This window comes from Streptomyces sp. NBC_01276 (genome assembly GCF_041435355.1).
Taxonomy (GTDB): Bacteria; Actinomycetota; Actinomycetes; order Streptomycetales; family Streptomycetaceae; genus Streptomyces.
This window is the reverse complement of sequence record NZ_CP108442.1, coordinates 2,327,420-2,351,864: the sequence shown is the minus strand read 5'-3', so window position 1 is coordinate 2,351,864 and position 24,445 is coordinate 2,327,420. Positions and strand designations below refer to the sequence as shown.

Genomic DNA, 24,445 nt, shown 5'->3' with positions numbered 1-24,445 from the left:
CCTCGTGATCATGACTGCTGCGACCGGGGACGTCTGGCTCCCCTTCCCCGCCGAGGAGATCGAGGGTCTCCCCACCTCCTTCCGCTACCGACGGTGGGACGGTGAGGAATCGTTCCCGGCCGACCCGGCCGACTGTGTCTTCTACGTCACGCCGTACATGAAGTCCCGGGCCGTCACCCTGCGCCCGCTCGCCGGAATGTCCGCCCTGAGGGTCGTCCAGACGCTCACCGCGGGCATCGACCACCTCGCCGGCGGCCTCGACGGGCTGCCCTCCGGAGTCCGGGTCTGCAACGCCCGCGGCGTCCACGAGGCGAGCACCGCGGAGCTCGCCCTCACCCTGACCCTCGCCTCCCTGCGCGGCATCCCCGGCATGGTGCGCGGCCAGGACCGCGAGGAATGGCACGGCGGCTTCTACGGGGCCCTCGCCGACAAGGCCGTCCTGATCGTCGGCTACGGGTCGATCGGCGCGGCCGTCGAGGACCGGCTGATCCCCTTCGAATGCGGGTCCGTCACCCGTGTGGCCCGCTCCGCCCGCGACGCTCCGCACGGCCCGGTGCACGCCCTGGCCGACCTGCCCCGCCTGCTGCCGGACGCGGACGTGGTGATCCTCTGCACCCCGCTGACCGAGAACACCCGGGGCCTGGCCGGCGCGGGCTTCCTCGCCCGGATGAAGGACGGGGCCCTGCTCGTGAACGTCGCGCGCGGCCCCGTCGTCGACACCGAGGCCCTCCTGGCGGAACTGCTACCCGGCCGGCTGCGCGCCGCGCTCGACGTCACGGACCCCGAACCGCTGCCGCCGGGCCACCCGCTCTGGCACGCCCCGAACGTCCTGATCACCCCCCATGTGGGCGGCAGCAGCTCGGCGTTCGAACCCAGGGCGAAGCGGCTGGTCGCCCGCCAGCTCACCCGGTTCGCCGCCGGGGAGCCCGTGGACAACACCGTCCTGGTCACGGACTAGATCACGCCGCACACGGTCCACAACCACCCGTATGCGCGGGGTGTCCACAACACTCCCGGTGGTGACGGAGAGTAGAGAAGCTATGTCGCTGAGTGACGAAAGTGGTGTATCGTCCGGAACCAGGGGCTGCGCCACGTACGTCTGGCGCTGGGGAGTGATCGGACACTTTGGGGGGCGACGGGCGATGTACGGCCAATGGACGAAGGATCCGATGCGGCAGAGCCGCCGGAGGCGACGATGGGGCGCGCCGGAACCAGCCGGCGAGGGGGACCGGTGAACCCCCCGGGGGCGGCGCTGCTGACCCGGCCGCCCGTGGCGGGCGGCGGCGGGGGCCTGGCGGCGCAGCTCCTCCTCGCGGTGGTCAGCGGCGGGTACGCCGTGGGAGCCGCCCTCGGCTGGGGGTCCGAGGAACTCGCCAAGGTCATGGGCGACTTCGGCCTCAGTACGGCAGGGTTACTGGCCGCCGTCTCCTGCTACCACTACGCCAGGACGATCGACCGGCGTGAGCGCCCCGCCTGGCTGATGTTCGCGTTCTCCTCGCTCATGGGAGCCCTCGGGAACGCCGTCTGGGGCTGGTACGAGGTCATCCTCGGCCAGACGGTCCCCGAGCCCTCGCTCGCCGACTTCGCCTTCCTCTGCTTCGCCCCGCCCGCCATCGTGGGCCTGCTCGTCCTCGCCAAACGCCCTGTCACCCGGGCCGGCTGGGTCTGTCTCGGACTCGACTCCTGGCTCATCGGCGGCTCGCTCCTGACCCTCTCGTGGAGCCTGGCCCTCGCCAACGCCGCGCGCACCGCCCAGTCCGGAGAGCCCGGCAGCGTCCCGCGCGCCGCGCTCTCGCTCGCGTACCCGCTCCTGGACATCGCGCTCGTCTCGATGGTCCTGGTCCTGCACTTCCGCCGTTCCGCGAACAACCGCTCCGCCGTCAACACGGCCATCGCGGCGCTCGCCCTGACCGTCCTGAGCGACGCGCTGTTCACCTCGCCGCTGCTGAACACCACCTACCGCTCCGGCGAGATCCTCGACGCCGGCTGGTTCGCCGGCTCCCTGCTGCTCGCCTACGCGCCCTGGGGGGCCCGCCGGACCGACGGCGTCGACCGGGCCGCGCCCCCGCGCGCGGAACGGCCCCACAGCCGTCCCATCACCGGCTCGCTGCCCGCCCTCACTCCCTACCTCGCCGCCGCCGTCTGCACCCTCGGGATCCTCTACAACGTCGTCGACGGCCGGAAGGTCGACCGGATGGTCGTCTTCACCGGCTGCACCGTGGTCCTCGCCCTCGTCATCCGTCAGGGCATCATGCTCCTCGACAACATCGCGCTCACGCAGGAACTGGCCCAGAAGGAGAACCACTTCCGCTCCCTGGTCCAGGGCTCCAGCGACGTCATCATGATCGCCGCGCCCACCGGGACCCTGCGCTACGTCAGCCCCGCCGCGGCCGGGGTCTACGGCCGCGAGGCGGAGGAGCTCATCGGCAGCGAGCTGGCCAGCCTGATCCATCCCGACGACCTCGGACGCGTGGTCCACGAGGTGCGCCGCTTCCTGGCCGCAGCGCCCGCCGAGGAGCCGACGACCCGCATCGAGTGCCGGTTCGAATCGGGCAGCGGTGAATGGCTCAACGTGGAGTCCACCGTCAACCGGCACCAGGGCGGGCTCATCCTCAACAGCCGGGACGTCACCGAGCGGGTCCGCCTCCAGGCCCAGCTCCAGCACAGCGCCGAACACGACCCGCTGACCGACCTGCCCAACCGGGCCCTGTTCACCCGCCGGGTCCGCCAGGCGCTCACCGGCCGCCGGGCCGGGGACCACAGCACCGCCGTGCTCTTCATCGACCTGGACGGCTTCAAGGCGGTCAACGACACCATCGGCCACCAGGCCGGCGACGAGCTGCTCGTCGAGGCCGCCCACCGCCTCCAGGACGCCGTCCGGGCGGGGGACACCGCGGCCCGGCTCGGCGGGGACGAGTTCGCCGCCCTGATCCTCGGCGACGGCAGCCGCGACCGCAGTGCCCGCGAGTACCAGGTGCACGAGATCGCCGAGCGGTTGCGCAGCACCCTCTCCCAGCCCTACCGCATCGGGGGCAGTGAGGTCAGGGTCGCCGCCAGCATCGGTGTGGCCTTCGCCGACCCCGGCATCACCCCTTCGGACCTGATGCGCAACGCGGATCTGGCGATGTACCGGGCCAAGGCCGGCGGCAAGGACCGCGTCGAGCTGTACGCCCCCCAGATGCAGGCCGAGGTCGTCCGCAAGGCCGAGCTGGCGGGCCGGCTGCGCACCGCGCTCCATGAGGGCGATTTCGCCCTGTTGCACCAGCCCGTGGTCTCGCTGGCCACCGGTGAGGTCACCGCGGTGGCCGCCCAGGCCTGCTGGCGGTCCGCCCAGGGGATCCTCTTCACGCCGGCCGAATTCCTCCGGGTGGCCGAGCACGGTGAGGCGGGGGCCGCCGGGCAGGACGCCGCGCGCACCGCCGAACTGGGCCGCTGGCTGCTGGAGGAGGCCGTCGAGCGGGCCGCCGAGCGCCACCGGGCCGGACACGACGTACCAGTGGCCGTACGGATGACCGCGCAACGGCTGCTCGACCGGTCCATGCCCCGCGGTTCCGTGGAGGCGCTGCTGGCCCGGCACGGCCTGCCCTCCGGGGCGTTGGTGCTGGAACTGGCCGCCTCCGACCCCAGAGTGCCCTTCGACGAGCTGGAGCGCCGCCTGACGGCCCTGCACCGGCTCGGCGTCCGGATCGCCCTCGACGGCTTCGGCAGCGGCTACGCGGCCATCAGCGCCCTCCGCAGGCTTCCCGTGGACCTCCTCAAGCTGGACCGGGGGCTGGTCGAGGGGGTGGTCGAGTCCGCCCGGCTGCACAAGATCACCGCAGGATTGTTGCGTATCGCAAATGACCTGGGCATGCAGTCCGTGGCGGACGGCCTGGACCTGCCGGAGCAGGTGCTGGCCCTGCGGGCCATGGGGTGCACCCACGGCCAGGGAGCGGCCTTCTCCGGACCACTCGACGAATACAGGCTGCGGCGCGCGCTCGTGAGGAGTACGTTCCCAGTACCGGGCGGTACGGCCCAGCCGGCCTTGGCCGGTGGCTCGTCCGGTGGTTCGATGGTCATCCGTAGAGGCTCAAATAATGAGACGCCCGTCCCACCCGCTTGACATCGACCTCCCGCCGGAGGGAGGGTCAGTGCCATGCGCACCCGAATTCTCGTACTTGGAAAGCGCGTCGGCTGAAGCTGGGACCACCATGTCCCCGCTCAACGCTACCGACGCGCTCCCCTCGCTTGCCACCAGGCACGAGGGGTTTTTTGTTGCACTGGCACACGCCCCCGGTCCTGATCCGGGGGATCCCCGCCCCTCGTAAAACCCTCAGCTTCGAGAAGAGAATGCCGATGACCGAGCAGGCCACCGGGGCCCACCATCCGCAGCCGCGGCCCCGTACGGGTGGACACCAGCCCACCGCAGTTGAGCACGTCACGGGCGCCCAGTCCCTCATCCGCTCTCTCGAAGAGGTGGGGTGCGACACCGTCTTCGGCATCCCGGGCGGCGCCATTCTCCCCGCGTACGACCCGATGATGGACAGCAAGAAGGTCCGTCACATCCTGGTCCGCCACGAGCAGGGCGCCGGACACGCCGCCACCGGCTACGCGCAGGCCACCGGCAAGGTCGGCGTCTGCATGGCCACCTCGGGCCCGGGCGCCACCAACCTGGTCACCCCGATCGCCGACGCGCACATGGACTCCGTCCCGCTCGTCGCCATCACCGGCCAGGTCTCCTCCAAGGCGATCGGCACGGACGCCTTCCAGGAGGCGGACATCGTCGGCATCACGATGCCGATCACCAAGCACAACTTCCTGGTCACCAGGGCCGAGGACATCCCGCGGACGATCGCCGAGGCGTTCCACATCGCCGCCAGCGGCCGTCCGGGCCCGGTCCTGGTGGACATCGCCAAGGACGCCCTCCAGGCGAAGACCACCTTCTCCTGGCCGCCGGCCATGGACCTGCCCGGCTACCGGCCGGTCACCAAGCCGCACGCCAAGCAGATCCGCGAGGCCGCCAAGCTCATCTGTCAGGCCAAGCGCCCGGTCCTGTACGTCGGCGGCGGCGTCATGAAGTCCGGCGCCACGGCCGAACTGAAGGTCCTCGCCGAGCTGACCGGGGTCCCGGTCTGCACCACCCTGATGGCGCTCGGCTCCTTCCCCGACAGCCACCCGCTGCACGTCGGCATGCCGGGCATGCACGGCAGCGTCACCGGCGTCACCTCGCTCCAGAAGTCGGACCTGCTGATCGCGCTCGGCACCCGCTTCGACGACCGCGTCACCGGCAAGCTGGACAGCTTCGCGCCGTTCGCCAAGGTCATCCACGCGGACATCGACCCCGCGGAGATCGGCAAGAACCGCGAGGTCGACGTTCCGATCGTCGGCGACGCCCGCGAGGTCATCGCCGACCTGATCCAGGCCGTCCAGGCCGAGCACACCGAGGGCAACGCGGGCGACTACACCGCCTGGTGGAAGGACCTCAACCGCTGGCGGGACACCTACCCGCTGGGCTACGACCTGCCCGAGGACGGCATGCTGTCCCCCCAGCAGGTCATCGAGCGGATCGGCGCGCTCGCGCCGAAGAGCACGATCTTCGCGGCGGGCGTCGGCCAGCACCAGATGTGGGCCTCGCACTTCGTCAAGTACGAGGAGCCCCGCACCTGGCTGAACTCCGGGGGCGCCGGAACCATGGGCTACGCGGTCCCGGCCGCGATGGGCGCGAAGGTCGGCATGCCGGAGCGCACCGTCTGGGCGATCGACGGCGACGGCTGTTTCCAGATGACCAATCAGGAACTGGTCACCTGCGCGCTGAACAACATCCCGATCAAGGTCGCGATCATCAACAACGGTGCGCTGGGCATGGTCCGCCAGTGGCAGACCCTGTTCTACAACCAGCGGTACTCCAACACCGTGCTGCACGCGGACGAGACCGGCCACGACACCGTCGGCTCCCAGCTCGGCGAGTCCGTCGCACCCCGCAAGGGCACCCGCGTCCCGGACTTCGTCAAGCTGTCCGAGGCCATGGGCTGCGTCGCCCTGCGCTGCGAGGACCCGGCGGACCTGGACAAGGTCATCGCCGAGGCCAACGCGATCAACGACCGCACGGTCGTGATCGACTTCATCGTCCACGAGGACGCCATGGTGTGGCCGATGGTCGCCGCCGGCACCTCCAACGACGAGGTCATGGCAGCCCGGGGCGTCCGCCCCGACTTCGGCGACAACGAAGACGACTGAGCCGAGAGAGCCTGAGAGAGAGAACGCCTCACATGTCCAAGCACACGCTCTCCGTCCTGGTCGAGAACACGCCCGGCATCCTCGCCCGGATCGCCGCGCTGTTCTCCCGCCGCGGGTTCAACATCGACTCCCTCGCGGTCGGCGTCACCGAGCACCCCGACATCTCCCGCATCACCATCGTCGTGAACGTGGAGGACCTCCCGCTGGAGCAGGTGACCAAGCAGCTCAACAAGCTGGTCAACGTGCTCAAGATCGTCGAGCTGGAGCCGCACAACGCCATCGAGCGCGAACTCGTCCTGGTGAAGGTCCGCGCCGACAACGAGACGCGCTCGCAGATCGTCGAGATCGTCCAGCTGTTCCGCGCCAAGACGGTCGACGTCTCCCCGGAGGCCGTCACCATCGAGGCCACCGGCGGCACCGACAAGCTGGGCGCCATGCTCAAGATGCTGGAGCCCTTCGGCATCAAGGAGCTCGTGCAGTCCGGCACCATCGCCATAGGGCGTGGCGGCCGGTCCATCACGGACCGCAGCCTGCGCTCGCTCGACCGCAGTGCCTGACCGCAGCGCCTGACGTCAGAGCCCGGCCGCGGTCGCCCGCCGGCCGCGGCGCTCCGGGGCGCGAATGCCCCGGTTCGAATGGCGAGACCGACAAACTCAGATTCCGTTCCCCGCCGTACGGTGGGAGCAACACCAGCGCACCAAGGAGATATCCCAGTGGCCGAGCTGTTCTACGAGAACGACGCCGACCTGTCCATCATCCAGGGCCGCAAGGTCGCGGTCATCGGTTACGGCAGCCAGGGCCACGCCCACGCGCTGTCGCTCCGTGACTCCGGCGTCGACGTCGTCGTCGGCCTCAAGGAGGGCTCGAAGTCCAAGGCCAAGGCCGAGGAGCAGGGTCTGAAGGTCGTCTCCGTGTCGGAGGCCGCCGAATGGGCGAACGTCATCATGATCCTGACCCCGGACCCGCTCCAGGCCGAGATCTACGAGGAGTCCATCAAGGACCACCTCAAGGAGGGCGACGCGCTCTTCTTCGGCCACGGCTTCAACGTCCGGTACGGCTTCATCAAGCCCCCCACCAACGTCGACGTCGCCCTGGTCGCCCCGAAGGGCCCCGGCCACCTGGTCCGCCGTCAGTACGAGGAGGGCCGCGGCGTTCCGTGCATCGCCGCCGTCGAGCAGGACGCCACCGGCAAGGCCTTCGACCTGGCGCTGTCCTACGCGGCCGGCATCGGCGGCACCCGCGCCGGCGTCATCAAGACGACCTTCACCGAGGAGACCGAGACCGACCTGTTCGGTGAGCAGGCCGTCCTCTGCGGTGGCGCCTCCGCTCTGGTCAAGGCCGGTTTCGAGGTCCTGACCGAGGCCGGCTACCAGCCGGAGATCGCGTACTTCGAGTGCCTGCACGAGCTGAAGCTCATCGTGGACCTCATGTACGAGGGCGGCCTGGAGAAGATGCGCTGGTCGGTCTCCGAGACCGCCGAGTGGGGCGACTACATCACCGGCCCGCGCGTCATCACCGACGCCACCAAGGCCGAGATGAAGAAGGTCCTGGCCGAGATCCAGAGCGGCGAGTTCGCCAACACCTGGATGGCCGAGTACAAGGCGGGTCTGCCGAAGTACAACGAGTACAAGAAGGCCGACGAGGCCCACCTGCTGGAGACCACCGGCAAGAAGCTGCGCAAGCTGATGAGCTGGGTCGACAGCGACGAGAGCTGATCTCGTGGGCGGCGGGGCCGGGACGTGTCGCTCCGGCCCCGCCGCGCACTGCCCCCACGGGTGGAGATGGCCGGAATGTAGGCCTCGTGTAGCGCGGATTGTCCACCCCGGCCAATCTCGGACGGGTGATCCTTCCGTACAGGCGGAATTCCGGCCCGGATCCGCTACTACACTGCACAACACAACGCGTCAGGCCCACAGTGTCGTGCGTCTTCCACGCGGCTACCCCCTCCACCGCCTGCGGCCGTCGGGACGGCCGTCCGCACTGGACTTGTGAGGACCCACGTGAGCTCGAAACCTGTCGTACTCATCGCCGAAGAGCTGTCGCCCGCCACGGTGGACGCGCTCGGTCCGGACTTCGAGATCCGGCACGTCAACGGCGCCGACCGCGCCGAGCTGCTCCCCGCGATCGTCGACGTCGACGCGATCCTCGTCCGCTCCGCCACCAAGGTGGACGCCGAGGCGATCGCCGCCGCCAAGAAGCTGAAGGTCGTCGCGCGCGCCGGTGTCGGTCTCGACAACGTCGACGTCTCCGCCGCCACCAAGGCCGGCGTGATGGTCGTGAACGCCCCGACCTCCAACATCGTCACCGCCGCCGAGCTCGCCTGCGGTCTGCTCGTCGCCACCGCCCGCAACATCCCGCAGGCCAACACCGCCCTGAAGAACGGCGAGTGGAAGCGGAACAAGTACACGGGCGTCGAGCTCAGCGAGAAGACCCTCGGCGTCGTCGGCCTCGGCCGCATCGGCGTCCTGGTCGCCCAGCGGATGTCGGCCTTCGGCATGAAGATCGTGGCCTACGACCCCTACGTGCAGCCCGCGCGCGCCGCCCAGATGGGCGTCAAGATGCTGACGCTGGACGAGCTGCTGGAGGTCGCCGACTTCATCACCGTGCACCTGCCCAAGACCCCCGAGACCCTCGGTCTCATCGGGGACGAGGCCCTGCACAAGGTGAAGCCTTCCGTCCGCATCGTCAACGCCGCCCGCGGCGGGATCGTGGACGAGGCCGCGCTGTACTCGGCCATCAAGGAGGGCCGCGTCGCTGGCGCCGGCCTCGACGTGTACGCGAAGGAGCCCTGCACGGACTCCCCGCTCTTCGAGCTCGACCAGGTCGTCTGCACCCCCCACCTCGGCGCGTCCACGGACGAGGCCCAGGAGAAGGCCGGCATCTCGGTCGCCACGTCGGTGCGCCTCGCGCTCGCCGGCGAGCTCGTGCCGGACGCGGTCAACGTCCAGGGCGGCGTCATCGCCGAGGACGTCCGTCCCGGTCTGCCGCTCGCCGAGAAGCTCGGCCGCATCTTCACCGCCCTCGCGGGCGAGGTCGCGGTTCGCCTCGACGTCGAGGTCTGCGGCGAGATCACCCAGCACGACGTCAAGGTGCTCGAACTCTCCGCGCTCAAGGGTGTCTTCGAGGACGTCGTCGACGAGACGGTCTCCTACGTCAACGCCCCGCTGTTCGCGCAGGAGCGCGGCGTCGAGGTCCGTCTGACCACCAGCTCGGAGTCCCCGGACCACCGCAACGTGGTGACCGTGCGCGGCACCCTGTCGGACGGTCAGGAGGTCTCGGTCTCCGGCACCCTGGCCGGCCCCAAGCACCTCCAGAAGATCGTCGGCGTGGGCGAGTACGACGTGGACCTGGCCCTGGCCGACCACATGATCGTGCTCCGCTACACCGACCGCCCGGGTGTGGTCGGCAAGGTCGGGCAGCTGCTCGGCGAGGCCGGTCTGAACATCGCGGGCATGCAGGTCGCCCGTGCCGAGGAGGGTGGTGAGGCGCTCGTCGTCCTCACCGTCGACGCCGAGGTCCCGGTCGACGTCCTCGCGGCCATCTCCGCCGAGATCGGCGCCGCGTCGGCCCGTACGGTCAACCTCGGCTGACCGCCGCACCGCATCCGAAAGGGCCCGGGGTGTTCCCCGGGCCCTTTCGCGTCCTCCTCCTCCCGCCGCTACGGGCCTCAGACCGTCGGTGCGGCGGCCGGGACGGCCCGCTCCGCCGCGGCCGGGGCGGCGGCCTTCCCGCTCCGGGCCAGGGCCAGGGCGCCGGCCGCCGCCACGAGGAGCAGGGCCGCACCGCCCCAGGCCGCGTACTGCATTCCGTGGACGAAGGCCTCACGGGCCAGGGCCAGCAGCTGTGCGCCGGCCGCTCCGCCGGTCTGCGCGGCGGTGGCCACCGCGCCGCCCAGGGTCTCCCGGACGGCGGGCTCGGCGCCCGACAGGTCGGAGCGGTAGACGGCGGTGCCGAGGCTGCCGAGCAGCGCCATGCCGAGGGCGCCGCCGAACTCCTGGCCCGTCTCCAGCAGTGAGGCGGCCGAGCCGGCCTTCTCGGCGGGGGCCGAGGCCAGTGCCATGTCGGAGACCAGCGACATCACCACCACGATGCCGGAGGCCAGCACCCCGGCGCCGGCCAGCAGCAGCCACAGGGAGTCGGTGCCCACCAGGGAGATCAGGCCGAACCCGGCGGCCGCCAGCACGAAGCCGCCGGCGATGACGCGGGCCCGGTCGGTCTTCTGGGCCAGGGCCGCTCCGACAGGGGCCGCGGCGCCGATGAAGAGGGAGGGCGCGAGGCTCCACAGGGCCGCCTCCAGGGTGCCCATGCCGAGCACCGACTGCAGGTACTGGGTGGTGAAGTAGGCCGAGCCCATCATCGCGAACGCGGCCACGGTGTTGAGGCCGATGCCCGCCCCGAAGCCGCGCCCCCGGAACAGCGCCCGGGAGACCATCGCGTCCTCGGCGCGGTGCTGGCGGCGGACGAAGGCACAACCGAACGCCAGGCCGACGAGCAGGCAGCCGAGGGAGAGGGGCTCGAAGCCCTCGGCGGCGATCTCCTTGAGCCCGTAGACCACCGGCAGGACGGCGGCCGTCGACAGCGGGATGCTCAGCAGGTCGAAGCGGCCGGGCGCCGGGTCCTTGAACTCCGGCACCAGCGCCGGGACCAGGAGCAGCAGGAGCAGCATCGCGGGCACGTTGATCAGGAAGACCGAGCCCCACCAGAAGTGGTTCAGCATCACGCCGCTGAGCACCGAGCCCAGGGCGATGCCGCCGGTCATGGCCCCGGACCAGAGGGCGATGGCCTTGCCGCGCTGCCTGTCGTCGCGGAAGAGGTTGCGCACGAGGGCCAGGGTGGAGGGCATCAGGGTCGCGCCGCCGATGCCGAGGAGCACGCGGGCCGCGATCAGCATCCCGGCGCTGGTGGCGTAGGCGGCGGCGACGGAGGCGAGGCCGAAGGCGCCGGCTCCCATCAGCAGCAGCTTGCGGCGGCCGATCCGGTCGCCGAGCGAGCCCATCGTGATCAGCAGGCCGGCGAGGGCGAAGGCGTAGCTGTCGAAGATCCACAGCTGCTGGGTGGCGCTCGGGTCGAGCTCCCGGGTGATGGCCGGGATGGCGAAGTAGAGGACGGAGGTGTCCATCGAGACCAGGAGCAGGGGCAGCAACAGGACCGTGAACGCGGTCCATTCGCGCCGGCCGGCGAGGCGCGTCGTAGCGGCGGGGTTCGTCATGAGAAGGAATGTACATCCGTCATAAACGCTTGTCTATGACGGATGTATGGAACTTCTGTATGGGACGGTTGTCTTGCTACCGTGACGCCATGGGACATCGCGAAGATCTGCTCGAAGGCGCGAAGAAGTGCCTGGCCGAGAAGGGGTTCGTGCGGACGACGGCGCGTGACATCGTCAACGCCTCCGGCACCAACCTGGCGTCCATCGGCTACCACTACGGCTCCAAGGACGCCCTGCTCACCCAGGCCTTCATCGCCCTGATGGAGGAATGGGGCGAGGGGTTCGGGGGCGCCCTGGGCGGTGCGGACGGCTCGCTGGAGCGCCTGCACGGCCTGTGGGAGGGGGTCGTGGACCGGCAGGAGGAGACCGCTCCCGTCTGGGCGGCCAGCCTGGAGATCGCGCTGAGCCGTGGTCGGCACGCCGAACTGCGGGCCATGCTCGGCGCCTCGCAGCGGGAGGGGCGCAGGGGCCTGATCTCCATGCTGACCGGGATCCCGGAGGACGAGGTGACCGACCGCGACGAGCGCACCCGCGGCACCGTCTACCAGGCGCTGCTCAACGGCCTGATGATCCAGTGGCTGTTCGACCCGGCGAGCGCCGCCACGGCGGAGGAGTTCACCGAGGGCCTGCGGCGGGTGGCCGAGGGGGTCACGGCCCAGGCGGAGGGCGGGGAGGGATGAACGAGGTCTGAGCGAGCGCTGAGCGAGGTCCGGGCGAAGGCCGAGCGAGGTCCGGGCCGTGCCCGCCGCCGCACCGTCGGCCGGCCCCGTGCGGCGGCCGGCGGGGAGGAGCCGGCCGGCCCCCGCCCCGCCGCCGCTTCCGCCGTTCCGGTCGTTTCCGTCGGTCAGCCGTGCAACCGGGAGGCCTTGAGGGCCATGTGGAGCAACAGGCGGTCCTCGCCGTCGTCCAGGTCGAGCCCCGTCAACTGCTCCACCCGGCCCAGCCGGTAGTACAGGGTCTGGCGGTGGATGCCCAACGCGGCCGCCGCACGGCCCGCCTGGCCCGCGCAGTCGAGGAACACCTCGGCGGTGCGGGCCAGTTCCCGGTGGGCCGGGCCGAGCAGGGCCCGGGTCGCCGGGTCGTCCGCCGGGCCCGCCGCCAAGGCGGTCAGCATCCGGTACGGGCCGATCTCCGACCACTGCGCCACCGGCCCCGGCAGGGGCCGGGCGGCGGCCGTCCGGGCCGCGGCGGTGGCCTGCGTCCAGGCGGCGGGCAGCTCCGCGAGCGTCCGGACCGGGTCGGACAGGCCCGCGGTCGGGCCCGGCGCGCCATCCGCCGCGGCCGCCGCGGCTCCGGAGCCCGTGGGCCCGGGGCGGGGCAGCAGCCGTCCCACCGCGGTCAGGGCCGGGGCCAGCGCGTCCGTCGAGCGCAGCCGGAGCAGGACGGCGAGCGCCCCGCCCCCGGAGCCTCCGGGCCCCCCGCCGGACGCACCCGCCACGCCGTTCGCGTCGGCGGCGTCGCCCGGTACGACGCACACCGCCGCCGCCCCCGGCACCGACGCGGGAGCCTCCCCGGCCCACGGCGCCACGCACACGGCGGCGTGCAGTCCCTCGGCCCCGGGCCCCAGGGCCACCCGCAGCGCGGCCACCGCCATGTCCTGCTGCCAGCCCCGCCCGGCGGTGAGGACCGCGAGGAACTCCCGGGACAGGCCGGCGCCCGCCTTGGCCTCCTCGGCGAGCAGCACCCCGATCCGCTCGGCCACCTCCATCGCGGCGGCCAGGGCCTCCGCCCCGGGACCCGGCTCCTGGTCGAGGAGCCACACGTAGCCCTGCACGATGCCCCGGTAGCGCACCGGCAGGCAGATCCGCCCGCGGAAGACCCCCGCGTCCGGGGCGGCCGGGATGCGGACGGGGCCGGTCGCGCGGGTGATCCCGTAGGCCTCGAACCAGGACCGCACGGCCGCTGTGGACTGCCGGGTCAGGATCGAGCGGGTGCGGACGGGGTCCATGACGAGGTCGTCGTCGCTGTCGTGGGCGCCGAAGGCGATGAGGCGGAAGTCCCGGTTCTCCAGTGTGGCCGGGGCGCCGAGCAGCGCCGAGATCTCGTCGACCAGGTCCTGGTAATCGCCCTTCACGCGCCCATTCTCCCATCTCGCACACGGGTCTTCAGACAGATGTATGACATCCGGACCACGGATGCGTGACAGCTGTCGATGGCAGAGGATCGTGGAGATCCTTAGGTTTCACGGTGGTTTCACTCGCGTTTTCCCACGGCCGCGGCCCACCCCGCACGGCGGCCGCAGTCCGCTTCTGCCACCCGTTGGAGGTGCCCCGTGCTGGGTCCCGTGATCCTCGCCGCTTCGCGCAGCGACAAGATGCGTCGAATCGTCTCCGCCGCCCCCGTGACCAAGCCCGTGGTGAACCGCTTCATCCCGGGTGAGACGGTCGACCAGGTCATCCCGATCGTGGAGGACCTCACGCGGCGCGGCCTGGAGATCACGCTCGACGTCGTCGGCGAGGACATCACCGCCGTGGAGCAGTCCCACGCGGCCCGCGACGCCTACCTGGAGCTCATCGAGCGCCTCGGCGCGCTGGGCCTGGGCGAGACGGTCGAGATGTCCGTCAAGCTGTCCATGTTCGGCCAGGCGCTGGAGGGCGGCCACGAGCTGGCCCTCGCCAACGTCCGCCCGGTCGTCGAGGCCGCCGCGGCCATCGGCACCACCGTGACCCTGGACGCCGAGGACCACACCACCCTCGACTCCATGTTCGCCATCCACGAGGAGCTGCGCCGGGACTTCCCGCAGACCGGCTGCGTGATCCAGGCCTACCTCTTCCGCACCGAGGCCGACGCCCGCCGCCTGGCCGCCGCCGGCAGCCGCGTCCGCATCGTGAAGGGCGCCTACAAGGAGCCGGCCGAGGTCGCGTACCAGGACAAGGCCGAGATCGACAAGGCGTACGTCCGGATCATGAAGATCCTGATGGAGGGCGACGGCTACCCGATGATCGGGTCCCACGACCCGCGTCTCATCGCCATCGGCCAGGAGCTGGCCCGCCAGGCAGGGCGCAAGCTGGATGAGTACGAGTTCCAGATGCTGTACGGCATCCGCAGCGAGGAGCACCTGCGGCTGGCCGCCGAGGGCCACCGGATGCGCGTCTACACGGCCTACGGCACCGACTGGTACGGCTACTTCATGCGCCGCCTCGCGGAGAAGCCGGCCAACCTGCTGTTCTTCCTCCGCTCGATGATCACCAAGAACTAGGCACCCCACTAGCTCAAGGAGTTACCAGCCCCATGGATGCTGTGACCCAGGTCCCCGCGCCGGTCAACGAGCCGGTCCACTCGTACGCCCCCGGCAGCCCGGAGCGTACGCGCCTCGAATTCCAGCTCAAGCAGCTGTCCGAGAACCCGATCGACCTCCCCATGACGATCGACGGCGTCAAGCGGATGGGCGGCGGCGAGCGTTTCGACGTCGTCCAGCCGCACGACCACAAGTCCGTCATCGGCACCTACGCCAACGCCACCGAGGCCGACGCCCAGGAGGCCGTCGACGCCGCCCTGGCCGCCGCCCCGGCCTGGCGCGCGATGTCCTTCGACGACCGCGCCGCGATCATCCTGCGCGCCGCCGAGCTGCTCGCCGGTCCGTGGCGCGAGAAGCTGGCCGCCTCCACCATGCTGGGCCAGTCCAAGACGGCGCAGCAGGCCGAGATCGACACCCCGTGCGAGCTCGTCGACTTCTGGCGCTTCAACGTCCACTTCGCCCGGCAGATCCTGGCCGAGCAGCCCGCCGCGAACTCCGCGGGCGTGTGGAACCGCAGCGACCACCGCCCGCTCGAAGGCTTCGTCTACGCGATCACGCCGTTCAACTTCACGGCCATCGCCGGCAACCTGCCGACCGCCCCGGCCCTGATGGGCAACGTGGTCGTCTGGAAGCCGTCCCCGACGCAGACCCACTCCGCGGTCCTCCTCATGGAGCTCCTGGAGGCGGCCGGCCTGCCCAAGGGCGTCATCAACCTGGTGACCGGCGACGGCATCGCCGTCTCCGAGGTGGCCCTGAACCACCCGGAGCTGGCCGGCATCCACTTCACCGGCTCGACCAAGACCTTCCAGTACCTGTGGAAGACGGTCGGCAACAACATCGAGAAGTACCGCTCCTACCCGCGCCTGGTCGGCGAGACCGGCGGCAAGGACTTCGTCGTCGCGCACCCGTCCGCGGACCGCGCGATCCTGAAGACCGCCCTGACCCGGGGCTCCTTCGAGTTCCAGGGCCAGAAGTGCTCCGCCTCCTCGCGCGCCTACGTTCCGGCCTCCATCTGGAACGACGGCTTCAAGGAGCAGTTCGCCGCCGAGGTCGACGGCATCACCATGGGTGACGTCCGCGACCTGACCAACTTCATCGGCGCGGTCATCGACGAGCGCTCCTTCGCGAAGAACAAGGCCGCGATCGACCGTGCGAAGGCCGACCCGACCTGCACGATCGTCGCCGGTGGCACGTACGACGACGCCGAGGGCTACTTCGTCCGCCCGACCGTCATCGCGTGCACCGACCCGGAGAACGAGGTCTTCACGACCGAGTACTTCGGCCCGATCCTCGCGATCCACGTCTACGAGGACGACAAGTACGACGAGATGCTCGCCCAGATGGAGAACGTCTCGGCGTACGCCCTGACCGGCGCCGTCATCGCGCAGGACCGCTACGCGGCCGCCGACACGATGGAGAAGCTCCGCTTCGCGGCGGGCAACTTCTACATCAACGACAAGTCGACCGGCGCCGTCGTCGGCCAGCAGCCCTTCGGCGGCGGCCGTGCCTCGGGCACCAACGACAAGGCGGGCGCGGCCTCGAACCTGCTCCGCTGGACCTCGACCCGCTCCATCAAGGAGACCCTGGTCCCGCCGACCGAGTACGGCTACCCCCACATGGGCTGACCCGCCCCCCGCTGAACCCCGCCCCCGCTCCGGTACCCCCAAGTCCGGAGCGGGGGCGGTATCCATTTGCCGGGCGCCGCTACCGGGCCCGCTCCAGCTCGGCGATCTCCGTCGCCGTCGCCGTGGCCCGACGCCCCGCCTGGACCTGCTGGAGCCGCTTGATGGTGGCGGCCAGCACGTCATGGGCGTCCTTGGGGTCCCCGCCCGCGTCTTCGACATGGATCCGCACGACGACCGTGCCGGACCGGCTGTAGCCGGCGACCGAACCGCCCGATCCGCGGTGCGCGAGGAAAATCGATTCCTCTCCGACTTGGCTGGACCCCTTGACCTCAGTCACTTCGTCCTTGTCCGGCCACAGGTCGTACGCCGCTTTCGCGTTCTGGGCGTTGTCGAACTGGCAGACCTTCACTCTGATCCCTCGGGAGAGGGTCGAGCCCTGGAAGTCGTAGTCGCCGCGGCCCGCCCGCTGCCAGCCGGACGGCGCGGGGCCGTTCAGCGGGGCGCAGTCGTCGGCCTTACCCGGCTGGCTCTTGTGCGAGCTGCCGCGGTAGTAGCCGGGGACCACGTCGGGTGCGTCGGGAATCGCCTGGGTGAGTTCGCTCTGGCCGAGCTGCTTGGTCAACGGTACGTCGGTGTCGTCCTTGAAGGGCTGCACCGCGGCGGACCCCTTGGCGGACGGGGCTCCGGCGGCTGCGGGCGGACCCCCCTGCGGTTCCTTGTCCGCCGCGCAGGCGGAGAGAGCGAGGCAGGCCAGAAGGGTTGAGGTCAAGGGGATGTGACTGCGTGTCATGTGATCAACATAGCCCGGCTCCGGTGGGTGTCCGGCCCGCCGGAGCCGGACCGCCGCTCCCGGATCCCGCCGGGCGGTGCGGGCCGGGCAGGATCCGGGAGGGACCCGCTCAGACCTCCACCAGCACCTGGTCCAGGGACTTGCGGATCAGGTCCGGGACCTCGCAGTCGGCGGACGGGTAGCCGATCGGGATGACCGCGAAGGCCTTCTCGTTCTCCGGGCGGTTCAGGACGTGGCCCAGGAACCGCATCGGGCTCGGGGTGTGGATGAGGGCCGCCAGGCCCGACAGGTGCAGGGCGGACAGCAGCATCCCGACGGCGATGCCGACCGACTCGTCGACGTAGTAGTGCTTGCGCTTCGTGCCGTCCGGGCCGAGCCAGTACCGCTGCTGGAAGACCACGATCAGCGCCGGGGCGTCCGTCAGGTGGGTCTTGACCGCGTCGGTGCCGATCGGGCGCAGGGCGGCCAGCCACTCGTCGCCGAGGCGGCCGTCGTAGGAGATCTCCTCCTCCTGCTCGGCCGCGGCGCGGATCTGGCGCCGCACGCCCGGGTCCTTGACCAGGACGAAGGTCCACGGCTGCTGGTGCGCCCCGGAGGGGGCGGTGGCCGCGCAGGCGACGGCGTCGAGGACGACCTGGTCGGGTACCGGGTCCGGGGAGAAGTGGCGTACGGTGCGCCGCTCGTCCATCCGGGCCCGCAGCTCCGCCGCGCGCGCGAGGGATTCCTCGCTCGGCATGCGCGCGGGCCGGTAGGCGACGGGCCGGTAGGGCTGGCCATGGGTCGGGGTCCACTGCTGGGTACGGGGCGACATGCGCAGATCTTCACGCGGGGGAACCCCTGAGGCCAGAGCCGCGTCCTCGATGACTGTCCGATGTGTACTGACAGGGGGGCTATGACCGTGACGAACGTCGGTCGATTCGTCGACTGGGAGGGCTGCTTCAACGCCCGCGACCTCGGCGGCCTCGGGAGCCTGCCGCCCGGGGTCCTGGTACGCGCGGACAGCCTCGACGACCTCACCGCCAAGGGCTGGACCACCCTCGCCGCGCACGGCGTGCGGACCGTCATCGACCTGCGCAACGACGACGAGCGGCCGCTGGACCACGCACCCCGCCCGGCCGGGATCACCACGCTGGGGATCCCGCTCGACGGCATCGAGCACCGGGACTTCTGGGACGTGTGGTGGGGCACCCCGGGTTTCGCGACCCCCGCGTATTTCCGGCCTTTCCTGGACCGCTTCCCCGACCGGGTCGCCACCGTCGCGCGCGCCGTCGCCGACGCCCCGCCGGGCGCGGTGGTCTTCCACTGCGGCCTGGGCCGCGACCGCACCGGGATCGTCGCGCTCGTCCTGATGCGGCTCGCGGGCGCGAGCGCGGAGGAGATCGCCGACGACCACGGGCTGAGCGAGCCGCGCGTCCGCGCCCGGTACGCCGCGCAGGGCAGCCCCTACGACGCCACCGAGATCGAGGACTACGTCACCGGACTCGGCACCACCGTCCACGCCCTCGCCCGCGACGCCGCCCACCGCCTGGACGCCGAGGCCTACCTGCGCGCGGCGGGCCTGACCGGGGCCGAGCTGGGGCGGCTCCGCGGCAGGCTGCGGGGGCGTTGATACCGTCCCCGGATGGAGATCTGGGACGCGCGCGCCGTACGGGAGCGGCTGCGGGACAAGGCCGCCCGCGACCCGGGGCACGCCCGGCACGGGGCGCGGACGCACCGGTACGCGCTGGCCGCCCCCCTCGCCCCGGCGGCGGTCGACGGCTTCGAGGAGCTGCACGGGATCCGGCTGCCGCCGCAGTACCGGGCCTTCGTGACCGCGGTGGGAGACGGCCCGGCGGGGCCCGGCCACGGGCTGCTGCCGCTGGTCACCCCGCGCCCGGAGGCGGCGGCCGGGGAGGGCTGGGCGGTGGACGGGGAATGGGAGGACGACCGGCGGCCGGGCCGTGCGGCGGCGCCCTTCCCGCCGGCCGCGCCGCGCCCCGGGCCGCTCGGCCGCGCGGCCGCGGAGCTGACCGCAGGCACGCTCACCCTCGCCGAGGAGGGCTGCGGGATGTACCTCCGGCTGATCCTGAACGGCCCGTTCGCCGGACAGGTGTGGTGGCTGGACCCGGACTGGGGAGGATTCGTCCCCGCCGCCCCCGACTTCCGCACCTGGTACACCGACTGGCTGGAGAAGCCGTGACCGTACGCCTCGTCCACACCGCCGAACTGCGCGCCGGGGAGCTGCGCGCGATCCGGGAGCTGCTCGACCGCGCCTTCGAGGGGGACTTCGGCGACGAGGACTTCGAGCACGCCCTCGGGGGTGTGCACGCCCTGCTCCACCGGGACGGGGAGCTCGTCGCGCACGGCAGCGTCGTCCAGCGCCGGGTGCTGCACCGGGGCCGCGCCCTGCGCACCGGGTACGTGGAGGCCGTGGCGGTACGGCCCGGCCTGCGCCGCGCAGGGCTGGGCGGGGCGGTGATGGCCGGCCTGGAGGGGGTGATCGGGCGGGCCTACCTGCTGGGCGCCCTGTCCGCCTCCGAGGCCGGGGCCGCCCTGTACGCGGGCCGCGGCTGGCGCCCCCACCCCGGGCCGGTCGGCGTGCTCGGCCCGGACGGCCCCGAGCGGCTCCCCGACGAGGAGGGCTCGACGTACGTGTGGACGCTGCCCGGCGGGGCCGTGCTGGACCCCGCCGGGCGGCTCGACTTCGACTGGCGCAACGGCGACGTGCTCTAGACCCGACAGGGTCCGGTCAGGACCCGGAGACGCTCGCGGCGCCCGTCTCTATGTGGCCGGTGTAGCGGCGCGACCAGGTGCCGTCGGCGTCGGTCAGGATCGTGAAGTCGTACCACCCCTTGCTGTACGCGACCGCGTTGAAGAAGTCCTCGCGCGAGGAGTTCGCCGGGACGGTGTACGTCCACGGCCCGTCCGTGCGGTAGGCGTTCGAGCGGACGGTGAAGGTGACCGGCGAGGCGGACGCGTTCGTCATCTTGAACCAGATGGCCATCTTGCCGGTGCCCGACTCGACCGCGAAGCGGGCGGCGACCTCCAGGGACTTGCCCGCCTTGGTCGCGTCGCCGATGAAGCGGCGCAGGAAGCGGTTGGGTCCGTACATGGAGATGTCGTACTTGCCGGATCCGTTGCCGATGCCGACGCTGAACCAGTCCGTGGCGGTGGTGCCGGGGTCGACGGTGTACTGCCAGGCGGTGGTGTCCCGGTGCTGGTGCGGGTGGATGGAGAAGTGCGCCGCCTGCTTCGCCGGGCCGCCCTGGTTGGTCATCGAGAACCAGGCCGTGATCTGGCCGAGCGTCCCGAACTCGAAGCGGTCCAGGTTGCCGTTGACCTGGTACGGCAGCGCCCGCGCCGGGCGCGTTCCGGGCTCCTGCGCCGGGAGGGCGTTGTCCTGGGGGGCCGGGTTGGGCAGCGGGCCGCAGGTCGCCTGCCCGATCACCTTGGCGGTTCCCGGCAGGCCCGAGGGGACCCCGTAGACGGGGTGCGCGAAGTCGAACACGCCGGTCAGGTCGCCGACCACCTTGCGGCGCCAGGGGCTGATGTTGGGACAGGTGGCCGGAGTGCCCAGGGCCGTCGTCCAGGTCTCCATGAAGCGGAGCACCGAGGTGTGGTCGAAGACCTCGGAGCTGACCCAGCCGCCCCGGGTCCACGGCGACATCACGAGCATCGGGACGCGGAAGCCGAGGCCGATCGGGACGCCGTCGAGGAACTCTCCGGCGGTCCCGGGCGGGGCGACCGGCGGCGGGACGTGGTCGAAGAAGCCGTCGTTCTCGTCGTAGTTGAGGAACAGGACGGTGGAGTCGAAGACCTCCGGGTTCGCGGCGAGCGCCCGGTAGACCAGGTCCACGAAGTGCGCGCCGTCACCGGGCGGGGCGTACGGGTGCTCGGAGAAGGCCTCGTTCGCCACCACCCAGGACACCTGCGGCAGCGTGCCGGCGACGACGTCCGCGCGGATGGCGGCGGCGATGTCGTCCGGGGTGGAGCCGGTGACCTTGGGGACCGAGGCCATGCCCCGGTCCCACAGCGGGTCGCCGGGCTTGGCGTCGGTGAACTGCTTGAAGTACGCGAGGCCGTTGTCCCCGTAGTTGTCCTGCGCGTTCTGGTAGACCTTCCAGGTCATCCCGGCCCGCTGGAGCGCCTCCGCGTACGTCTCCCAGGTCAGCCCGGACTCCTCGCCGCCGTCCTTGCTGGCCGCCTCGACCTTGCCGCTCCACAGGAACGTGCGGTTGGGGCCGGTGGCGCTGAGGGTGGAGCAGAAGTAGGCGTCGCAGATCGTGTAGTTGTCGGCGAGCCCGTAGTGGAAGGGGATGTCCCCGCGGTCCAGGTAGCCGAGGGTGTGGGTCTTGCCGACGCCGTAGACCCAGTTGTCCATCCGGCCCTTGTTCCAGGCCGCGTGCTGCGAGGTCCAGCTGTGCGGGAGGTCGCCGGTGCACTGGGCCAGGGTCTCGCTGTCGGCGCCGCCGGCCGCCGGGGTGGCGGAGAGCTTCCACGGGTACTGGCGTCCGACCCAGTTGGCCTGGTTGAACGTGCCCCAGCCGCCGGGGATGTTGCCGGCGGCGCGGTCGCCGAAGCCGCGGACGCCCTTCAGCCTGCCGAAGTAGTGGTCGAAGCTGCGGTTCTCCTGCATCAGGATCACCACGTGCTTCACATCGGTGATCGTGCCGGTCGCGGCGGCCGCGGCCGCCGTCGTCGGCGTGATCGCGGGCAGGGTCGCCCCTGCCACGAGCCCGGCGCCGATTCCCACGAAACCTCTGCGGCTGATCGGTGTCACTGGCTGCTCGCCTCCAACTCAAGTGCCCCGCTGGCACATTGACCGCAAGAGTGACGGCAGCCGCCGCAAAGGTCTACATCCGTGCGGTAAGAACTCGGTGAACATCCGGGTGGGCCGGATTCAGTCCTTGAGACGGACCAGCATCTTGCCCAGGTTCTCCCCGCGCAGTACGCCCAGGAATGCCTCTACGGTCCGGTCGAATCCCTGGAAAACGGTGGTGTCGGTGCTCACCCGCCCGCTGCGCAGGTGGGGGACCAGGAAGTCCTCCAGCTCGTCCTGCAGATTGGTGTGATTTCGAACCAATACCCCTTCCAGGCGAAGCGACTTGTGTACGACCTCGAAGAGGTTGCGGGGTGCGGCGGGGGAGCGGTCGCCGTTGTACATCGAGATGCCGCCGACCCAGGCGATCCGCCCGTACTCCCGCAGGACGTCGATCGCGCCTTCCAGATGGTCTCCGCCCACGTTGTCCACGTAGACGTCGATGCCCTCCGGGGCGGCCTGCGCCAGCTGCTCGCCGACCGGCCCGTCGTGGTAGTCGAAGGCGGCGTCGAAGCCGAGGGCCCCGGTGAGGTGGCGGACCTTCGCCGCCGAGCCCGCGCTGCCGATGATCCGGCGGGCGCCGAGCAGCCGGGCGATGTGCCCGGTGGCCGTGCCGACCCCGCCCGCGGCGGCCGAGACGAAGAGGTCCTCGCCCTCGCGCAGGGCCGCCGTCCGGGTGAGGGCGGCGTACGCGGTCAGGCCGGTCCCGCCCAGGATGGACAGGTACGCCTCCAGGGGGACGCCCGCGTGGCCGCGCAGCTTGCGCGTGCCGTCCACTCCCAGGGTGACCAGGGCGTGGGTGCGCCAGCCCGAGCGGTGGAAGACCAGGTCGCCCTCGGCCAGGCCCGGATCGCGGGAGGCGGTCACCCGGCCCACCGAGCGGCCTTCGAGGGGGGAGTGGAGGTCGAAGCCGCCCTCGCCGCCGTCCATCATCCCGCGGTGGTACGGGTCCACCGACAGCAGCAGGTTCTCCACCAGTGCGGTGCCCGGGGCGGGTTCGGGAACGGGATGGGAGACGTGGGCGAACCCGGAGGGGGAGGGGAAACCGACGGGGCGGGCGGTCAGGTGGACGGCGGAAGCGGTGTGCGTGGTCATGGCGACGACCGTAGGAAGGAATCCCGAGGCCGGGCAGGGGGTTGGGCTCATGGAAGCCGCGCACCCATGAACACGGCTCATACACCGAGGTGGGACCCCGTGACCGAGCTCGCCCCGCAGGAACTGAGGGTGCTGGTCGCCGTCGCCGAGACGGGTGGCTTCTCCGCCGCCGCGAACCGGCTCGGCATCAGCCAGTCGGCCGTCTCCCACTCGGTGCGCGGCAGTGAGGCCAAGGTCGGCGCGGTGCTCTTCGACCGCGGGCGCGCCGGCGCCTCGCCCACTTTGGCGGGGGAGCGGGCCGTGGCGCTGGGCCGGCGCATCCTGCGGCTCTACGAGGTGCTGGGCGCGGAGGCCCGCGCCGCCGGCCGGGCCCCCGCCGGGCCGGGGGTGCCGGACGGGGTCCTGCGCATCGCCGCCTTCCGCAGCGCGGCCCTGCACCTGCTGCCGCCCGCGCTGGAACGGCTGACCGCACGGCACCCCGGGATCCGGCCCGAGGTCAGGGTGGTGCGCGAACTCGGCGCCGGGACCGCGGGGGAGGTGGCGGCGGGGCGGGCGGACCTCGCCATCGCGACCCTGGGCGCGTCCAGCGACGTACCGTCGGCCGGGGGATCCGCCGGGCCGTCCACCGGTCTGCCGGTCGGCCTGCTGAGCGGGGAGCTCACCCGGGAGGCCTACTCCCTCGTCCATCCGGTCGGGCACCCCGATCCGAAGGCGCTGCCGCTGCTGGACTGGGACGAGAACTGCGGCTCCTACACCCGGGACTGGTGGCGGGCCCAGGACTGGATCCCGCGGGCCACCGTGAAGGCCGAGGACGACGCCATGGTGCTGACCATGGTCGGCCGGGGGCTGGGTATGGCGATCCTGCCGGAGCTGTCGCTGCGCGAGGCCACGGACGCCGTCGAGATCGCCGGATTGGGCCCTGCGGGGCCGGTGAGGCGCGTGGGATACGTCACCACAACGGAATTGGCGTCCACTCTCGCCGTCAGGGCTCTGATCAGGGAACTCAGGGCCGACAAGGGCTGAAAACGGAGCCTCTGGAAGGGGTCTTCCGGGGGCTCGGGCGTCTCAGATAGTAGGAAGTCCGAGTAATTGCCGAGACATACAGCCGCACCTGGCCTAGCTTTGTAGAAGCCGAACGTCTCGCTGATCCAGCGAATGGCGGTCGATAGCGCGCGCCCCTGGGCAGGCAACCCCTGCCGCGCCGCTTCCCGCCTCTTCCGGCGCCTTGAAGGAACCCCTCATCCGTGGCCCCGCCACGCCGTGATCTCAAGGAGTCGATCACCATGACCCCCACCTCCGCCGCCACCCGTCGCGTCCGCCACTCCTCCCCGGCCGACGCCGACCGCAAGAACGCCGCGGCCGCCCTCCAGCGCGCGCTGGACCGCCGCGACAACGGCGGCTCGACCGGCCACTGATCCCGCGGATCCCGCAGACCCTGCGGAGCCCGCGGATCCCGCCCGCGGATCCCACTGAT

The 24,445-nt window shown here is 71.6% G+C and carries 20 protein-coding genes; 14 read left to right on the top strand and 6 right to left on the bottom strand.

What is annotated here, in order from left to right; all coding sequences use genetic code 11:
- Positions 1-10: 10 nt before the first annotated feature.
- From OG295_RS09845 to serA, 6 genes are all read left to right on the top strand, one after another.
- Positions 11-958 (top strand): 2-hydroxyacid dehydrogenase, encoded by a 948-nt coding sequence (locus tag OG295_RS09845; protein ID WP_371676530.1) that lies wholly within the window; start codon positions 11-13, stop codon positions 956-958.
- Between the two features lie 237 nt (positions 959-1,195).
- Positions 1,196-4,102 (top strand): putative bifunctional diguanylate cyclase/phosphodiesterase, encoded by a 2,907-nt coding sequence (locus OG295_RS09840; protein WP_371681149.1) that lies wholly within the window; start codon positions 1,196-1,198, stop codon positions 4,100-4,102.
- Between the two features lie 227 nt (positions 4,103-4,329).
- Positions 4,330-6,216, top strand: a complete 1,887-nt coding sequence (locus tag OG295_RS09835; protein WP_371676529.1) for an acetolactate synthase large subunit — start codon at positions 4,330-4,332, stop codon at positions 6,214-6,216.
- Between the two features lie 32 nt (positions 6,217-6,248).
- A complete protein-coding gene (gene ilvN, locus OG295_RS09830) occupies positions 6,249-6,773 on the top strand; it encodes an acetolactate synthase small subunit (protein WP_030236168.1) in 525 nt (174 codons plus the stop codon).
- A 156-nt stretch (positions 6,774-6,929) separates the two neighbouring features.
- Positions 6,930-7,931 carry a ketol-acid reductoisomerase gene (gene ilvC, locus OG295_RS09825; RefSeq protein ID WP_030236170.1) on the top strand — a complete coding sequence of 334 codons (1,002 nt, stop codon included), beginning with the start codon at positions 6,930-6,932 and terminating at the stop codon, positions 7,929-7,931.
- A 285-nt stretch (positions 7,932-8,216) separates the two neighbouring features.
- A complete protein-coding gene (gene serA, locus OG295_RS09820) occupies positions 8,217-9,806 on the top strand; it encodes a phosphoglycerate dehydrogenase (protein WP_371676528.1) in 1,590 nt (529 codons plus the stop codon).
- A 77-nt stretch (positions 9,807-9,883) separates the two neighbouring features.
- Here the strand turns inward: serA and OG295_RS09815 are convergent, their stop codons facing one another.
- Positions 9,884-11,425 (bottom strand): MFS transporter, encoded by a 1,542-nt coding sequence (locus tag OG295_RS09815; RefSeq protein WP_371676527.1) that lies wholly within the window; start codon positions 11,423-11,425, stop codon positions 9,884-9,886.
- A gap of 89 nt (positions 11,426-11,514) precedes the next feature.
- Here OG295_RS09815 and OG295_RS09810 point away from each other — a divergent pair, with 89 nt between their 5' ends.
- Positions 11,515-12,105, top strand: coding sequence for a TetR/AcrR family transcriptional regulator (locus OG295_RS09810; protein ID WP_371676526.1), 591 nt, complete (start codon positions 11,515-11,517; stop codon positions 12,103-12,105).
- Between the two features lie 164 nt (positions 12,106-12,269).
- Here the strand turns inward: OG295_RS09810 and OG295_RS09805 are convergent, their stop codons facing one another.
- Positions 12,270-13,499: a PucR family transcriptional regulator gene (locus tag OG295_RS09805; protein ID WP_371676525.1), complete on the bottom strand. Its 1,230-nt coding sequence runs from the start codon at positions 13,497-13,499 to the stop codon at positions 12,270-12,272.
- Positions 13,500-13,697: 198 nt separating this feature from the next.
- Between OG295_RS09805 and OG295_RS09800 the strand changes: the two genes are divergently transcribed.
- Together OG295_RS09800 and pruA are read left to right on the top strand one after the other, a co-directional pair.
- On the top strand, positions 13,698-14,624 hold the full coding sequence (locus OG295_RS09800) for a proline dehydrogenase family protein (protein ID WP_371676524.1): 927 nt from the start codon (positions 13,698-13,700) through the stop codon (positions 14,622-14,624).
- A gap of 32 nt (positions 14,625-14,656) precedes the next feature.
- A complete protein-coding gene (gene pruA / locus OG295_RS09795; RefSeq protein WP_371676523.1) occupies positions 14,657-16,288 on the top strand; it encodes an L-glutamate gamma-semialdehyde dehydrogenase in 1,632 nt (543 codons plus the stop codon).
- A gap of 79 nt (positions 16,289-16,367) precedes the next feature.
- Here pruA and OG295_RS09790 read toward each other — a convergent pair whose 3' ends face one another.
- Positions 16,368-17,078 carry a hypothetical protein gene (locus tag OG295_RS09790; protein ID WP_371676522.1) on the bottom strand — a complete coding sequence of 237 codons (711 nt, stop codon included), beginning with the start codon at positions 17,076-17,078 and terminating at the stop codon, positions 16,368-16,370.
- A 109-nt stretch (positions 17,079-17,187) separates the two neighbouring features.
- A complete protein-coding gene (locus OG295_RS09785; RefSeq protein WP_030236191.1) occupies positions 17,188-17,889 on the bottom strand; it encodes a nitroreductase family protein in 702 nt (233 codons plus the stop codon).
- Positions 17,890-17,970: 81 nt separating this feature from the next.
- Here OG295_RS09785 and OG295_RS09780 point away from each other — a divergent pair, with 81 nt between their 5' ends.
- Genes OG295_RS09780 through OG295_RS09770 form a run of 3 tightly spaced genes read left to right on the top strand, consistent with a single transcriptional unit; the run spans position 17,971 to position 19,790 of the window.
- The gene (locus tag OG295_RS09780; RefSeq protein ID WP_371676521.1) at positions 17,971-18,687 is read left to right on the top strand and encodes a tyrosine-protein phosphatase; all 717 of its coding nucleotides are present in this window, start codon (positions 17,971-17,973) and stop codon (positions 18,685-18,687) included.
- 12 nt (positions 18,688-18,699) lie between these two features.
- Positions 18,700-19,257, top strand: a complete 558-nt coding sequence (locus OG295_RS09775) for an SMI1/KNR4 family protein (protein ID WP_371676520.1) — start codon at positions 18,700-18,702, stop codon at positions 19,255-19,257.
- The gene (locus OG295_RS09770) at positions 19,227-19,790 is read left to right on the top strand and encodes a GNAT family N-acetyltransferase (RefSeq protein WP_371681148.1); all 564 of its coding nucleotides are present in this window, start codon (positions 19,227-19,229) and stop codon (positions 19,788-19,790) included. Before OG295_RS09775 ends, OG295_RS09770 begins: the two co-directional genes overlap by 31 nt.
- Positions 19,791-19,806: 16 nt before the next feature.
- Here OG295_RS09770 and OG295_RS09765 read toward each other — a convergent pair whose 3' ends face one another.
- Together OG295_RS09765 and OG295_RS09760 are read right to left on the bottom strand one after the other, a co-directional pair.
- Positions 19,807-21,837, bottom strand: coding sequence for a phosphocholine-specific phospholipase C (locus OG295_RS09765; protein WP_371676519.1), 2,031 nt, complete (start codon positions 21,835-21,837; stop codon positions 19,807-19,809).
- 120 nt (positions 21,838-21,957) lie between these two features.
- The gene (locus OG295_RS09760; protein WP_371676518.1) at positions 21,958-23,022 is read right to left on the bottom strand and encodes an NADP-dependent oxidoreductase; all 1,065 of its coding nucleotides are present in this window, start codon (positions 23,020-23,022) and stop codon (positions 21,958-21,960) included.
- Positions 23,023-23,070: 48 nt separating this feature from the next.
- On the opposite strand from OG295_RS09760, the gene OG295_RS09755 reads away from it, so the two are divergent.
- Together OG295_RS09755 and OG295_RS09750 are read left to right on the top strand one after the other, a co-directional pair.
- The gene (locus tag OG295_RS09755; RefSeq protein WP_371676517.1) at positions 23,071-23,994 is read left to right on the top strand and encodes a LysR family transcriptional regulator; all 924 of its coding nucleotides are present in this window, start codon (positions 23,071-23,073) and stop codon (positions 23,992-23,994) included.
- Between the two features lie 260 nt (positions 23,995-24,254).
- Complete coding sequence (locus tag OG295_RS09750) at positions 24,255-24,386, top strand: hypothetical protein (protein ID WP_256462237.1); 132 nt, start codon at positions 24,255-24,257, stop codon at positions 24,384-24,386.
- The last annotated feature ends 59 nt before the right edge of the window (positions 24,387-24,445 follow it).

Coding starts and splice junctions, on each gene's coding strand:
- OG295_RS09845 (WP_371676530.1), top strand. CDS start 11: ATGACTGCTGCGACCGGGGACGTCTGGCTCCCCTTCCCCGCCGAGGAG.
- OG295_RS09840 (WP_371681149.1), top strand. CDS start 1,196: ATGGGGCGCGCCGGAACCAGCCGGCGAGGGGGACCGGTGAACCCCCCG.
- OG295_RS09835 (WP_371676529.1), top strand. CDS start 4,330: ATGCCGATGACCGAGCAGGCCACCGGGGCCCACCATCCGCAGCCGCGG.
- ilvN (WP_030236168.1), top strand. CDS start 6,249: ATGTCCAAGCACACGCTCTCCGTCCTGGTCGAGAACACGCCCGGCATC.
- OG295_RS09815 (WP_371676527.1), bottom strand. CDS start 11,425: ATGACGAACCCCGCCGCTACGACGCGCCTCGCCGGCCGGCGCGAATGG.
- OG295_RS09810 (WP_371676526.1), top strand. CDS start 11,515: ATGGGACATCGCGAAGATCTGCTCGAAGGCGCGAAGAAGTGCCTGGCC.
- pruA (WP_371676523.1), top strand. CDS start 14,657: ATGGATGCTGTGACCCAGGTCCCCGCGCCGGTCAACGAGCCGGTCCAC.
- OG295_RS09790 (WP_371676522.1), bottom strand. CDS start 17,078: ATGACACGCAGTCACATCCCCTTGACCTCAACCCTTCTGGCCTGCCTC.
- OG295_RS09785 (WP_030236191.1), bottom strand. CDS start 17,889: ATGTCGCCCCGTACCCAGCAGTGGACCCCGACCCATGGCCAGCCCTAC.
- OG295_RS09780 (WP_371676521.1), top strand. CDS start 17,971: ATGACCGTGACGAACGTCGGTCGATTCGTCGACTGGGAGGGCTGCTTC.
- OG295_RS09775 (WP_371676520.1), top strand. CDS start 18,700: ATGGAGATCTGGGACGCGCGCGCCGTACGGGAGCGGCTGCGGGACAAG.
- OG295_RS09760 (WP_371676518.1), bottom strand. CDS start 23,022: ATGAGCCCAACCCCCTGCCCGGCCTCGGGATTCCTTCCTACGGTCGTC.
- OG295_RS09750 (WP_256462237.1), top strand. CDS start 24,255: ATGACCCCCACCTCCGCCGCCACCCGTCGCGTCCGCCACTCCTCCCCG.